This is a genomic window from Candidatus Planktophila sp. (genome assembly GCF_044348745.1).
Taxonomy (GTDB): Bacteria; Actinomycetota; Actinomycetes; order Nanopelagicales; family Nanopelagicaceae; genus Planktophila.
On the sequence record NZ_JBIKSG010000055.1, the window covers coordinates 1 to 15271 of the forward strand.

A 15271-nucleotide genomic window follows, 5' to 3' on the forward strand; every position below is an offset into this window, starting at 1 on the left:
CATGTGCATATGGGAATGTAACTACAGTTCCGCCGTCAGTTGCTGACCAACCAGAAAGTGTGTACCCAGTGCGAGTGGGCGCGGTTGGTGCTGCTGAAATACTTGCAGCGGTGTTAACCGTGCCATCGCTGACGGTAGTTCCACCTTTTGCATTATAGGTAACTGTTAAGGCGTTGGCGCTCCAGATTGCAAACAAAGTGAAGTTTGCAGTTTGGTTATGTGCAAATGGAAAAGTCACAACTGAACCTGTTGATGTTGTCGACCAGCCACTTAATGTGTAGCCAGCTCTTGTTGGTGCTGTTGGTGCCGCGGAAATGTTTGCTCCAGAATTTACAGATCCTGAAGTTACAGCGCTGCCACCTTGGGAATCGTAAGTAACTGTTAACGAATTACCGCTCCACTGTGCATAGAGAATGAAGTTTGCACTTCGGGTATGAGCTGCGCTGGTTGTGATCTGAGTTCCACCGCTTGCTGCCGTAAACCAACCACTAAATGTGTAACCAGTGCGGGATGTGGTGGCAAGACTTGAGATTGTGCCACCTGTAATTGTCGTTGCTGCGCCACCACTCGGTGCGCTTCCACCATTTGCGTCGTACGTGATGTTGAGAGTATTTCCGGTTCTGACTACAACAACGCCGGAGCCACCTGCACCACCATTAGCGCCTAATGATGAATCACTGTCACTGGAGGTACCTGTCGCTGCTCCACCACCACCGTTACCGGTGTTTGCAGTTCCTGTGGTACCGACAATATTCGCTGACGAATCTTGTTTTGAACCACCACTACCACCTGCGCCATAACTAGTCGAAGTTCCTGAGTAATCAGAAGCGGTTCCATCTCCACCTGTTTCTGTTCCTCTAACGCCAGAGCTTCCACCGCCACCCCTGCCACGTTTCCAGGAAAAACCGGTCACAGGTTGATCAGCTGCACCACCGTTGGCTGCAGCTGATGCAGTTGCAGCGCTTGCTACAGAGCAACTTGGGGATGCAACACCACAACCACCGGTTCCACCGAGAGCTGTAATTGATGACACGATCGAATTTCCACCACTACCACCGCGACCGGTAGAAAGAGTTCCTGCGGTACCACCCGCACCTACCGTTACTTCAAGTGTTGGACCAAGTGTTGCCGTGCCAGTTTTAACTTGACCACCACCGCCACCACCAGCGCCTGTGTTGCCATATGAATAACCACCACCGCCACCGCCTGCAACAGCAAGTACTTCAACATTAGTTAAACCGTTTGGCACTGTCCAAGTACATGTACCAACTGTTGTAAATCTATAAATGGTGTAACCGTTTGCGACTGATGATGTTGGTGAACAAGAAACTAGGGTCCACACTGGATACAAAGTTGTAGCTGCCTCTGTAGTAAATGATCCTCCAAGTGCATGTGTCTGGCTTCCAAGATTAGTTGTTGACCAACCCGTAACAGAATAACCAGTGCGCGTGAAGTATCCATTTGCAGTTGCTGAATTTGGCAGAGTTAAATCTACGCCTCTTGTCTTAGTGAGGGTTTGGTTGCTTCCAGAACCATTTGTTCCGGCTGCCAAAGTGATTACATAGGTAGGAATAGAGATTGCAAAGGTCACAGCTGTGCTTGCAGTTGCGTAGTTTGAAGTTGCTGCAGCTGTCGCCGTTACTTGGCAATTTCCAGCTGCAGTAAAGGTCAGAACTGCCGTCGAAGAGTTAACTGTGCACCCAGTTGTTCCAGCACTTGTTACCGCATAAGAAATAGTTGCCGATCCAAGTGCGGTTGCTAATGCAGAAGGAGTTGCAGGTGAATCAGTTGTCAGTAAATTCGTATTCGGTGCCCAAGTTACAGTTTGTGTGGCTGTGGTGATTGTTAAAGCTCCCGCAACATATGTAATCGTGTAATTGCTTGCACTTCCTGTAGAAAATGTCGCGTTTGAACCTGTGATCGTGTAATTGCCACCTGCGGTAGGAGCTGTCGTTGAGTTATACCCACCCGCAGATGTATATGTATAAGTCATGCCAGAGATTGCATCTGATCCTGCGAGTGTTCCTGAAGTTCGCGTGAATGTGTTAGTTACAGATACAGAAGATCCGGTGTAAGGAGTTGAGGCAGGATTACCAACGGTCAAGGTGATATCAAGTTTAGTGACAGTAAAACTAGGGTTCGTGCCATAAGAGATTGTGTAATTTGTTGCCGCAGCACCAGCACAGCGGACTACGTATGAACCTGCAGCCAAGGTCGATCCCAGAGTTTGCACAGTCACAAATCCTGTATCGCTTGCTAAATACAAAGCACACGTTGGGTTTGTGGTTAATGAAATGTCTGGATTCTTTGTATAAGAAATTGTAGGAAGTGAACCGCCAGATGTTCCGTAAGTCATTGAAGATGCACTGATCGTTGGGGTAACAACCAGTCCTGCATTTGTAATTTCAAAATTTTGTGCAGCTGTAGCAACCGATGCATAGTTAGTATCCGCTGCCAATGTTGCAGTTACTGTGTACGTTCCAACTGCAGTCGGTTTATTACTTGAGCTTGCATAACTTGTTGATCCACGCCCAGCATAAGCATAAGTAACTGCTCCTGTTGAACCCGAGGTAGTTGCTGAATCTGGACCTAACCCTGACCCCGTATAGGTATACGTTCCGCCAGACAAGCCAATTGTAGATACAGCTTTGCTTACAGTTATGGTCACAGGCGTAGTAGTGGTAGCTGATGCATATGTTCCATCTGAAGCCACAGATGCAGTTACTAAACAGGTTCCAGTTCCACTTGAAATTGTTACGGTGCTCCCATTAACGGTGCAGGCAGTGGAAGATCCCACAGAGTATGTGACCGTTCCGCTACCCAATGAAGCGGTTGCTGACACTATCTGTGTTTCTAAATAGGCCTTGTTGTATGCAGTTGTAGCAAATGAAATAGTACGGGGAGCTAAATCTGTTGCAGCAAAAGTTATGGTGACAACTCCGGATGAGTAACTAACTGAAGTAGCGCCCGTATAGGTAAAACTTCCGCTTAACCCGGTCAAGGTGTAACCAGTTTTTGCAGTCAGTGTCACCTTTGCGACATAGACAGTATTGGCAGCAAATGTAGATGGCGCAGCAGTTGTTCCATTGCTTTCAAACCAGGCGACAGTGCCTGTGAATTGAGTGTCATCCACGGCAGTTGTTAAAGGTGTTGCGGCCCTGACCGGTGCTGTCACTTTTGATGTAAGCGCGTTAGCGGTGATCGGCGTTTCAGAAACTGAAAATGAACTTGATGTTGCTGCTGCAAGTGATGTTGGGGTGAAAGTAAGTGTGTGATTCCCCGTTCCAGTAATCACCAAGTTTGTAAATGTGGCAATTCCATTGACTGCAGCAACTGTTGTGGTTCCAGATAATGTGCCACTTCCAGAGGCAATAGATGCCACAACGTTGACCGTTGATGATGTAATTGTTATGCCATTTCCATCAACGATACGAATTACAGGTTGAGTTGTCAGAGCTGAGCGACTAACGGCTCCGGATGGTTGTGTTGTAACTGCTGCACCTGCTGCGCCGCCATTTGCATACCTGACGATTACTACACCGCTTCCTCCTGTACCGCCTGTTCGACCAAAAGATGCTCTCGATGCAGCGCCTGTTCCACCATTTCCAGTATTTGAAGGTTGCGCAGAGGGCGTTACGTCTGCATTGTCTGTTCCACCAGTTCCACCAGTTCCATACGTTACTGATGTGCCTGTGATCGAGTTTGCAAGTCCTGCGCCTCCAGTTTGGTTTTGTGTCGGGCTTTGTCCACCGCCACCGAAGCCGTTTCTATTGAAACAACCATCTTGGCCACCAGTTGCAGCCTGGCTTGGCGTGGCAGCAGTGCCACCTTTAACTGGTGTGGTGAAAGTCGGACAAGAGCCAGTCCATGACTCATAACCTCCAAAACCACCAGCACCACCTAGCGCCGTTACCGAACCAAAAGTTGAATTACCGCCGGAATTACCGTTCTGGGGCGAACCGCCCGTTACACCAACACCACCAGTACCCCCTGCGCCAACCACAATTGAAATGGTCCCTGAAATACTTAACGATGAATTAGCGTAAACATATCCAGCACCACCACCACCTGAAGCAGCATTGTCGTGTGCACCACCGCCACCGCCACCGCCACCAACAACTAATACTTGAGCGACTGTTACGCCTGCGGGAACGCTCCAGTTACAAGTTGTTGCATTTGTAAAAGTTAAAACTGTAAATCCAGCTGGCGGTGATGGATTCTCAGTTGGTGAACAACTTGGGAAGGTTGGTGTACCGGTTGTAGAAGATGTTGCCGCGCCATTTCCAACTACATTCACAGCGCGGATTTGAACGTTGTAAGTAGTTCCATTCGTAAGCGTCACAGGAGTTGCTGCTGAAGTAGTGTTAATGACAAGAGGTGACGCAGTTGTACCCGAATCTCTCGTTCTCCAATTTGAACCACCATCGGTTGAATATTGGTAATTTGTAATTGTTGCTCCGCCGTCAGTCGATGGTGGATTGAATGCAACCGAGAGTGTCATGTTTCCGGGTGTTATGCCAGTTATTGATGGGGCGCCTGGGGTTGTTTGCGGGGTTGCAGTGATTGTGCTGTTCCCAATATTTGCCGAACTTGTCGAATTTGTAGCGGTGCGTGCAAAAACTCTAAAGTTATATGAAGTGCTACTTGTTAGTCCCGTGATGCTTGCAGTTGTTTGTCCAGATACACGGAAAGAGTTGCTATAGGAAGATGCTGCTGCTGTCTTGTATTGAACAACATAATCAGTAGCACCAGAGAATGTTGCCCATGAAAGATTTACCTGACCCGCTGCAGGAATCGAAGCTGCGAGTGATGCGGGGGCGGCCAGGGAAGGGTTTGGGGTTTTGCCCCATATTTGAAAACCTGAGGGGTAAACATATGTACCAGGATTAGAAACTCCCGACGGAGTTGAGGCATTAGGTCCGACAGTAGAACCATCTGAATAACTTACTTGCGCTGCGGCTGAAAAATCAGCCATACCAATTCCACTACCCGTATCATTTGAACCGTTACTAGTTTCGTTGTTGAAAGTAACGCCCCATCGATACACATATGCCGAAGTGTTATTAAAACCGTATCTCGACCAACCTGTTTGATAGGGAAACACTAGTTTTCCAGTAGATGAATCAGTTTCGCGTAACAATGTATTTCGCGTTCTGTAAGTCGACTGATTTCCATTCTGATCGACAAGATTTTGGTTCGTTGTGAACCGTGTGAACATACTTTGTTCAGAAATTGTTTCTTGCCAGGTGTGTCCAGCAAATCGATTGTTAGAACCCAAATCACCTGATCCAGATGCATTGAAGTTAAATGAATCTCGATCTCTAAAGACAGCAACTATTTTCACGACAGGTAAGTAATTGAATGCATCAAACTTTGCATCTGCTGCTACATCGTTTGAAAGACTTGTGGTGCCCGTGGTCGTGGTTTGGTTTGTCCAAAAAGTAGAATCGTTTTTGAAAGTGGTTGACCCCTTTGGTGCTTTCATGCCAAGAAACCACATGCCGCCATCGGGTGCTGACGAGTTCATAATAAGAAATGTCTCTCTTGCCTGACCGTTCACTTTGAGCCAGTAAGAGCCATCCGTGGTTGTTCCGTAAAGGTTAAAGATTTCTTGGGGAGAAGTAGCAGGACAACTGCTGCTAGAGCCAATAATGCATTCGGCATCTTGCGCCGCGGAAGCAGTTGGCGCAGTGACAATTGAAATTGCCGAAAGCGTTGAAACCGCTAAAACTAAAGGAATAAATGAGGCGACGAAACGTCGGGCTTTGCGCATGAAAGTAGCGCGATTAGCAGTCATCCCCGTGTGTTCCCGTCTAGCCCGAAGGACAAATACCCGATTTGTAACCAGGATTTGCCCGAATTGATGGAACATTAGTCCACGTAACGCACCCCCGCCAAGCAAAAATGAGCGTGGCGCAGGTGATTTCAGGCCTGGTTTTGCGCCCAAAAACCCTTAAGAATTAAAGCCCTACTTTAAGAAACTAGCTCCGCGCACATTGTGTGAAAAGCCTTTGTATGGGCATCCACATCGGCGGCAGTTGTATCCGGGCACATCAGCGCCATGTTGTGAAATGGCGTGATTAAGAAGCCATCGTTCAACATACGCAAATGGATGTACTGCTCTAGCTCGAAATCCCCAGCGTTATTGGCATCAGCGCCCGTTACCGGAGCGACCTTGCCGAATATGTATTCGCCTCGTGCGCCAAGTCGGTTAACAGACCATGGCAGATCAAACTCATCAATTGATGCATCCACGCCATCTGACCAACGGCTTCCCAAATCAATCATGCGATCAAAGTTTTCTTGAGTTAAAACCTGTGTCAACGTTGCACGCATCGCAGCTAATGACAACGCATTACCCGCCAAAGTTCCACCGACTCCACCAGTGTCGATGATTTCTAGCTCAACCATTGACTTGATCTTGTCTGCAATCGCTTGAGTCATCCCAAAAGTTCCGGTTGGAATGCCGCTACCTATTGCTTTACCGATAGTTAAAAAGTCTGGCTTTAAGCCACGTTCTGCAGTCATTCCACCAGGACCCACAGAGATTGTGTGGGTCTCATCGATAATCAAAATCGTGCCGTATTTCTGTGCTAATTCAGCAACAGCTTCTAGGTAGCCTGCTTGTGGCAAAACGATTCCCACATTTGTCATGGCAGGTTCCATCAAAATCGCTGCCACATCGCCCTGAGCCAAAGCCTGCTCCATGCCAGCAATATCATTGAATTCAACTACTCGTGTGGTCTGATCCAAGGCAACGGGAGCACCGATATTTCCTTCGCGGGCTACTGTTTTTCCGCTCTCATCTAGGGTTGCAAAGGTTTCATCGACTGAGCCGTGGTAGCAGCGATCGATCACAACAATCTTTGAACGCCCTGTAATCATGCGGCTATAGCGAATCACGTGGCGGTTGGCATCTGTGGCAGAGACCGTGAACTGCCAGAGTGGCAATCCAAAGCGGCCGGCTAACTCTGCAGAAACAATTGCTGCATCTTGTGTCGGCAACATCGCTGTTATTCCTTTACCGACTTGCTCTCTAATGGCGGCAACTGTTGCATCTGGTGAATGCCCTGTCATCGACCCGGTGTCACCTAAACAAAAATCAATATAGGTATTGCCATCAACATCGGTAAAGCGTGCACCCTTTGCTTGGTCGATAAAGATTGGGTATGCCCCTGGCCACTTAGCCATCCATGACATAGGAACTCCGCCAGGCATGTTCACTTGACCTTTTTTAAAGAGCTCACCACTTTTTGGGTGTAGTGCTAAAAAGCGTTCATCTTCAATTTTTCGAAGAGCAGCTAAACGGTCGCGATTAATCATGGACAGATCCTATTCAAGTGATTCAAACACAAAGAGCGCTTCGATGTAGTTCTCGCCGGTAATTCCTAAGTTTTGCGCATCAGGGGGCGCTGTCTGTGGTTCCAGACAAACCCCATCAGAGTCCTCAGAATAAACAACCCACCAAGGGGCATCGCATTCAATAGATATCCGTGCCACATCTTCCCAAACGACAGCCGGGGTGCCTTTGATGCCGGTAAAGGCATCATCCCAAGGTGGCGGAGTTGGTTTAGAGCGCTCTCCCGTTGGAATGCCATCGCTGCCACGAATCAACATCTCTGTTGCTTCAAACTCAATTTCTGCGCTTCCGCCGCGTTCTAGATCCCGGGCAAACCAAGGATGAAAACCAAGCCAGGCCGGTAGATCACAACCATTATCGTCATATTCCAGTGACCAGCGAATCGCATCATCTAGCACTTCAATTCTTTGTTCAACCGTTGCATTTCCATATGGTGATGGCAGATGCAAGAGCGAGCGGCCAGGACCAATTTCTTGCCAAGAGGAAATCAGCCCAAAACCATGCAGTGCATGTGGTGGATCAATAGTTGCTGGCAGTTGAATCTGTTGGCCTGTGCTGTTGGTAATCAGACCTTCTTTGATCCGACCTGCCCAAGGCGCCATCGCATACCAACCCGATGAATGAACCTGCCCTCTGAAGGGAACAGCAAACTCATTCTCCCGCCATTTAAGGGAGGTAATGCGAGCGCCATTGTCATCATCAATTGCTATTTGAAATTCAGCATCATCAATAAATTGCATTATGCATCCAACGCTTCTACTAATTCGTGCAATCGTGGAGGCTGAGCGCCAGCACGTGAAACTGTAATTCCTGCAGCTATGGCTGCGCGCTGTAGGACGGCGTTCAGTACTTGTCCTGCTAGGCCATTAACTGAGTGTTTGATAATGCCTTCAACCACAATCGCACCCACGGTGTCACCGGCCCCAACCGTGTCTACGACGCTTACTTTGGCCCCGTCTATCTCTTCAAAACCATGCTCGGTATAGCCAATGATTCCACTAGCGCCACGAGTGATAACAACCAGTGAGACACCGTTTGCAATCCAACCCTTTGCCACTTCATCCATCGATTGATCTGGATATAGCCAAGAGATGTCATCATCTGAAAGCTTCACAACACTTGAAATTCCAACCCATTTTTCAACAGCTGCGCGATATTTATCTCTATCTCCCACAACAGATGAGCGCACATTGGGATCAAAGACAATAGGTGCAAACTCTCCTGTCTTTATCGCCCATTCATATAAAACCGTTGCTGCGGGTTCCACGATTGTTACCAGGGTTCCGATGTGTAACACCGATGGCTTTAATCGTTCTGGATCTGGCAACCAAGAATGTGAGAAATCAAAGGTGGCGGTGCCATCAATCAGAAATTCATAACTGGCAGAGCCATGTGAATCTAAAGTAACTGTGGCGGTGCAGGTTGGTTTCTCACTACTTAATGAAAGAGATAGCCCAACCCCATCTCGCTCCAATTCTTTGCGAGCGCTCACACCAAAAGCATCTGTTGAAATCCCATCAATAAAATCGACTTCATATCCCAACCGAGCAAGGGCTTTTGCAGTATTTGCTGGCCCACCGCCAACAACAGGACCAATTGGCAAAATATCTATTAAAACCTCACCGCACACCCAGATGCTCATAGAAATTCACCTGCTCCAGTGGTCATGTGCTCAATTGTGCCTTAATCTGCCCTTCATGATCACTATTCCAGAGTCCGACCTCGTAGTTCATCCACTCTGCCTCGGCAGCAATATCTTTGGCGCTGCTGCCACAGAGGCAGAGTCCCACCTAGTGATGGATGCCTATCGCAGCCATGGTGGAAACTTCATCGACACGGCAGATATGTATAACCAGTGGGTTGAAGGACATGTTGGCGGTGAATCAGAATCAGTTATTGGTTCCTGGATGAAATCCCGCGGCAACCGCGCAGATATGGTGATCGCAACCAAGGTTTCAAAGATGGATCGCAGACCAGGGTTATCAGCTAAAAATATTGTGGCTGCCTGTGAAGAATCCCTAGATCGTTTGCAAACCGATTACATCGATCTCTATTACAGCCACTCAGATGATGAAACAGTCTCACTGGAAGAAACTCTTGGTGCATATGCCCAACTGATCGCTGAAGGCAAGGTCCGTTACATCGCAGCCTCTAACTTCACACCAGCCCGCGTTCGGGAATCAATTAAGTTCAGTGAAGATTACAACTTGCCTTCCTATATCGCAGTCCAAGATCTTTATAACTTGGTAGATCGCACCACCTACGAGGCTGAAATGTCTCAAACAGTGGCCGAACTTGGAATCTCTAATATTCCTTTTTATGGCATTGCTCGCGGATTCTTAACTGGAAAGTATCGTCCAGGAGTTACCGAGGTTGATTCAAAGCGCCCTGCTGCTCTCGTATACACAACCGATAAAAACTACGCAGTGTTATCTGCCATGGATGAGATTGCACAAGCCCACAACGCACCTCTAGCAGCAATCGCACTTGGTTGGCTTCGCGCTCAACCAACGGTGAGTGCACCTATTGCATCAGCTCGCACAGTGGCGCAATTGGAAGAAATCATTCAAGTTGTTGAATTGACTCCCGATGAGATTTTAAGGCTTAACGAAATATCTGCTTAACTACTTTTCTTGTAACCGCTTGGCCATAGTCACAGCAACATTGAGCCACTTAGCTACTTGAGCATCGCTGAAACCATTTGTGTTCAGCACATAGAGGCCAGTCATCATGTCACCATTGAATTGGTAGAAGCCGAGCAATGTTCTGCTGCGATCTTCTGTATCTATCACTGCATGGACAAAGACTCTGTTGCCCTCTGAAACAACCCCAGCTGGGATGCTCTTAATGATCTTAAAATCATAAGGAACAAGAGTCCCTGTTGTATCCCGATATCCCTTATCAATCTGGCACTGTGCCAAAACCTTTACCAGCTCTTTTTGGGCAGCAGTTGCTGCAGCAACAGATGAGTACTTAACAACCTCTGTTGATAGAAATGAGAAGGGAGAGCCTTCTTTAAGAGCCAGGACCTGGCGGCGCTCTGTCCGGTCTTTTTCAGAAGGAAAGTTGCCATTACAAAGATCAAGAGATGGATCAATCAAAGTTGTGCCACCGCTCATGGGCAACACACTCCACTCTTGGCTGAAGTCTTCTGCTCTAAAACCAAGTTTGGCTAGCTTTGCTTGTTTGGCATCCGTAAGTGATGAGTCTTGAACAACTGGTGGGCTATCGATCTCAGTCAAAGTTCCAAGGGTTGTTGAAACAGAAGATAAGCCAACTAAAACAAAGTTACTTCCAGTTATCCGAACAACTTTCTTGCCGGCCCCAATATCAAAAGACCCACCTGTTGCTAAAGATTTAGCTTTGCTCTCACTTACAGTCCCTAGAGTTTTTCCACCGACTGCAACTGTGGCGGTACCTGACCCTACAATCACATCAAATCTTCCTGATGTTGTAAGTGACGCGGTGCATTTACCGGTGCACTTTAATGCACCAACTCCAAATGATGCTGGCGCTGGCGTCCATTTGCCGGTGCGCGAAGATTTAGAAGCGGTAATAAAACTACTTGAAATACTTAAATCACCGCTTTGTCCATTACCCACGCAGTCAAAGACTTGAGCTGTGCCAGTTAAAGCCACACCATTTTTCACAGTAAATGCCGGGGCGTTTTTAACTGATGAGCCTTGAATAACTAGTCCATCCTCATCAACAACACTGACCTGACAAATTCCAGCTCCAGCATCTGTGGCACCTTTCCAGGCCACAGTTACCTCATTGGCATTAGCGTTATTAACCACAAAGTTATTGGTAACAACTGGGTAGCCGCGATCAATGACTACCTTTTCCTCTTTTGACCACTGACTCTTGTTGCCTTCTTTATCAATGGCACGAATGGAGAAGTTATAGCTGCCCTCTGGTAAGTCCTTTAAATACACTGTTTTTGGAGCAACAAAGGGGGACAGGTAGGTTGGCTTCCAATTCTCAACATCTGCGGCTTTGAGTGGGGCAATTTTTCCATCTATCTGAGATTCAAATCCAACGATTGCGGTATCAACATCTTCGTTGCCATCTTTTAGAATAGACATACCCGGTGATCTCCACTGAGTTGCAGGAATAACAACAGGCACAGGTGGTGGCGTTGTATCTGCAGTCCGCTTGATTGTGACAACTGCGCCAGTTTCAGAAGCAACAGCGCTAAAAGAAATTTTACCGTTGTAGGTAGTTGCAGATAGTCCAGTCATCGATCCAGAGACTGCTCGTGAATCACGGTAAATATAGGAATCTAAATTAAGCATCCACACATCAGTACCAAGGAGTGAATTAAATTCACTTGTCTCATCTTCGGTATTGGGAGAGATGACAGCAGAAGCTGGTGGTGGATCAATGCGATAAATAGCTAACCCTGGTTTATAGCCAACACCTTCAAGTTTGCGACGATACTCAACCCAATAGGCAGCTTTTCCATCTCTCACATAAATTGCGCGAATACCTTTTGCAAAATCACTTGGTGCAAGATTTACCACATCTGATTGCCAGACCTGTTTGATCTGTGAATCATCTAGATATCCCATGCGCCATTGGTGATAGGTGCTCAGGGGAGAGCTAGTGTCAACATTTCCCATGACATCGATAGTTCCCCCGTATTCAACTGCTTTGCAGCCTTCTCCCCAAGGTCCATCACTTTCACCACTGTCACATCGCAAAAAGTTTGTATGTCCAAGCCCAAAGGTATGTCCTAATTCATGGGTAATAACAAAAGATGATTCACTGTCATGAAGGACGATGTTTCCATTAGTGCTTCGGGGGCCGCCCAACTCTGCTCGACCTGACCACACACAGCCTGCTTTAGGAGCAACAATGAGCAAGTACCTCTTGCTGTAATCAGTTATTCCTAGTTTTCTAAATGCTTCAGGCTGAATCGAATCCAAAAAGGTAGAGGAAGCAATACCTGAACAAGGCATCTTTGAGGTTAAAGAAATAGGTGTTTGAAGCACCTTTCCGGCCGTGAATGAAATAGTTCGATCACTGGTATCACCATAGAGAGTGGTGAATTTTTTCCAGTCAGCATTGACTTGTGTATTGATCAACTCAGCAATTTTATTTCCATTAGCAGGTGGTGCAGCAGCACCAGGCCAGGTTACTGTGACGATATCAATGACTCGCACATCAACTGCAACTGCAGGGGAGAGACCAAGAGAGGTAAGTGCAAAGAACAGCGCAAGTACTGCAACTACTCGATTCTTAATCAACTTCACTTATATCTCCCACGCTGTGTCTTCATGACGATTAACTGCAAAAACTTGATACCCCTGAAGTTCAGGTTGTCCAAACCATGGGGCGCAATCACTACCGCCAACCATAACGGCAGTTGCCATGGCATCGCATAGCCACCCCGCAGCACCAACAACAGTTGCAGAGGCTGCGCCAATAGCGATCAAACCCGTGTGGGGATCACGGATATGTGCACCTCGTTCATAGGTGCCAGAGGTTGCAATGGCACCATCTGTAATCTCATAGACCTTCACAACTTCCATCCGGTTCTCAGGATTGACAACACCAATAGACCAGGGCTTTATTTCTTCGGCAGCTGAATCAAACCAGCCACCGCGCAACGCTAAATCTCCTGCAGCATTTACTTGCACGTGTGGCACACCTGCTGCAACCAACATATCTGCACACTTATCTGCAGCCCAGCCCTTTACTAATCCAGAAGGATCAAAGCCACCTTTAACTGCCCAAGGGTCAAAAGCCCCATCACTTAACCACTTTGCTTGAGCACACAAATCCCAAACCTCAATGACATCATCTGGGCAATCTTCGATGGCAACTTTTCCTAGGCGCAACCGTGTAATCCAAGAATCCTCTTTGTAGGTTGAAAAATCTCGATCTACTGCTTCACAAAAATCAGTTATTTGTTTCATTGCCAGATTTAAATCTGCATCACTGACAAACTGTGAATAACAATCCACATCCACAATTGTTCCCCACACAGCAATCTGCTCGCGTAAGTGATTCACTCGACAACCCTACCCGCTTAGAAACCTGCGTCGGCAAGGGCTCCCTGTAATGATTTAAACCAGCCATAGCTTGTATATGAAGCACCTGATGCTCCCTGAATATTTGCACTCTGTGCCTGAAGTGTTTGTGCTTTCAAGATAGGCACCGCCATGTTTGTGTATCTATCATTTTTACCCTTAGGTGCCTTCACCGCCACAGCATCTGTAATCTTGCCATTGGAAACGGTGATCTTTACCTGCACATTTCCATAATTAACATTGGTTACTGGACCGGTATATGTTCCATCTTTAATACTTGTTGTAACAGGTGCTGTTGTCTGTGTTGCTGCAGCAGATGCAGTGGCAGTTGCACTCTGTGAAGCAGTTGGCTGAGTTGTTGCACCAGCTGTTGCCTTCTTTGTTGCCACAGGCTTTGCACTCTTTGCTGGAGCTGATGAAGAGGTTGATGATGAAGCAGACGCTGAAGAACTAGTTCCAGTCGTTCCAATTGCAGTACCGCCAGCGATGTTAATCGAGCTGGTAGTCGATAACTGAGGTGGCGTAATCGCCAACACAGCACCAAGGCCCCCCACAGTGCCTCCTGCTATTAGCAACGCCCGCTTCATCTCATACCCTCACTTCGTTATGCACCGTGTGTGAATCTCCCTCGAGAAGACCAACACCTTTATACAAGCCTAGTAACCTGAAGGTTTTCTGAGAACGCCCGCAAAGCGGACGCAGAGTTCTTCTGCTGTGGCTCTGAAATACAAAAGGCAGGTCAGGCATATTCGCCCAACCTGCCCTTTGCTTTAGAACTTACTTATTGCGTGCTGCGATCTTTGCCTTAATGGCAGCTAGACGAGCTGCACGTGCCTTAATCGCTTCAGTTTCTTCAGCAATTACTGCTGCAATGTTTTCCTTAGAACCCAATGAAGATGCATCACGATTCTTCAACAAATAAGTCAAGATCGACTTATTGTTGTTTTCTTTAGCAAGGAAACCAGTTGCAATCAGCTGTGTGACAGTTACCTGCTTTTGCGTAGCGGTAGTTGAAATCTGGTCTACCAAGTTTTCAATCTTTACTACCTTAGCAATCTCTTCATTCTTCACACGCAGATCAGCTGGCAACTTCAGTAGTGCAGCATTAACGCGCGCTAGAGCTGCCTCAGATGAAACCATAAAATCTGCTTCTTTGTACTGAGCCATTGTTCCTGGCTTGTCACCCTTTAGTAGGCCTTGCAATACAACCTGTGCAGCAGCAATTGCTACTTGGCGCACTCGCTCAGCTTCCAGAGCCGCGGCTTGTGCTGCCGCATTTGATGATCCAACGCTTCCTCCCGAGGTAAAGAAAGTTGTTGGGCTAACTACCCATCCTGTTATTGCATCAGTTCCATTAACCAGTAAGTTAACTTCGCCAGGACGACAGAAATAGTTAGCACTTGTAGTTCCTTCTCGTAAACGATAAAAAGTGTAAGTCGTGCCAGTTACTGGCGTGAAGGTCCCTCGTGTACCTGAAGCATTAATTAGAGCCTGTGTAAATGCAGCATCATGTGCAGAACCCCATACAAAACTAGCAGCGCCAACAAATGAAAAATCGATGTTATCGCCAGAGGTCCAATTCCGCACACGAGTCGTGGCCGAAATAGATGTAAGTGTAGTTTGGCAACTTGTCATCGATGCGGCGGTGCTTACCAATGAAACTGTGCTGCCATCTGAAATAGTGATTGCCGATGACGGCGCAGCAGTCGCAATTGAAATTCCTGTTGCCAAAACGGCGGCACTCAGAATTGATGTAATTTTTCTTAACATGTGTATTCCCTTAAGTCTCCGAGCACTTCCTTGATCTCGCGAGGGTTCGAAAAGACTCAAGTGTGGGCTAATTTATAGGCACATTGTATAAGGCATTGGACTATTA

General features: G+C 47.2%; 9 protein-coding genes. 1 reads left to right on the top strand and 8 read right to left on the bottom strand.

The window, feature by feature from the left end; translation table 11 throughout:
* The 4 genes from AC9UH7_RS06195 to AC9UH7_RS06210 form a co-directional block, all read right to left on the bottom strand.
* The coding region (locus AC9UH7_RS06195; RefSeq protein ID WP_509596274.1) for a beta strand repeat-containing protein at window positions 1-5773 on the bottom strand (5773 nt) is incomplete at its 3' end.
* Between the two features lie 200 nt (window positions 5774-5973).
* Window positions 5974-7323: a transaminase gene (locus AC9UH7_RS06200; protein WP_509596276.1), complete on the bottom strand. Its 1350-nt coding sequence runs from the start codon at window positions 7321-7323 to the stop codon at window positions 5974-5976.
* 9 nt (window positions 7324-7332) lie between these two features.
* Complete coding sequence (locus tag AC9UH7_RS06205) at window positions 7333-8100, bottom strand: aldose epimerase family protein (RefSeq protein WP_509596278.1); 768 nt, start codon at window positions 8098-8100, stop codon at window positions 7333-7335.
* Complete coding sequence (locus AC9UH7_RS06210) at window positions 8100-9002, bottom strand: carbohydrate kinase family protein (RefSeq protein WP_509596280.1); 903 nt, start codon at window positions 9000-9002, stop codon at window positions 8100-8102. Before AC9UH7_RS06210 ends, AC9UH7_RS06205 begins: the two co-directional genes overlap by 1 nt.
* 55 nt (window positions 9003-9057) lie before the next feature.
* Between AC9UH7_RS06210 and AC9UH7_RS06215 the strand changes: the two genes are divergently transcribed.
* On the top strand, window positions 9058-9984 hold the full coding sequence (locus AC9UH7_RS06215) for an aldo/keto reductase (protein WP_509596282.1): 927 nt from the start codon (window positions 9058-9060) through the stop codon (window positions 9982-9984).
* Here AC9UH7_RS06215 and AC9UH7_RS06220 read toward each other — a convergent pair whose 3' ends face one another.
* The 4 genes from AC9UH7_RS06220 to AC9UH7_RS06235 form a co-directional block, all read right to left on the bottom strand.
* Window positions 9985-12615 (bottom strand): hypothetical protein, encoded by a 2631-nt coding sequence (locus AC9UH7_RS06220; RefSeq protein ID WP_509596284.1) that lies wholly within the window; start codon window positions 12613-12615, stop codon window positions 9985-9987. It abuts the gene before it with no gap.
* The gene (locus AC9UH7_RS06225; protein ID WP_509596286.1) at window positions 12616-13377 is read right to left on the bottom strand and encodes an FAD:protein FMN transferase; all 762 of its coding nucleotides are present in this window, start codon (window positions 13375-13377) and stop codon (window positions 12616-12618) included.
* Window positions 13378-13394: 17 nt separating this feature from the next.
* Complete coding sequence (locus AC9UH7_RS06230) at window positions 13395-13982, bottom strand: FMN-binding protein (protein WP_509596288.1); 588 nt, start codon at window positions 13980-13982, stop codon at window positions 13395-13397.
* Window positions 13983-14172: 190 nt separating this feature from the next.
* A complete protein-coding gene (locus tag AC9UH7_RS06235) occupies window positions 14173-15165 on the bottom strand; it encodes a hypothetical protein (protein ID WP_509596290.1) in 993 nt (330 codons plus the stop codon).
* Window positions 15166-15271 lie beyond the last annotated feature (106 nt).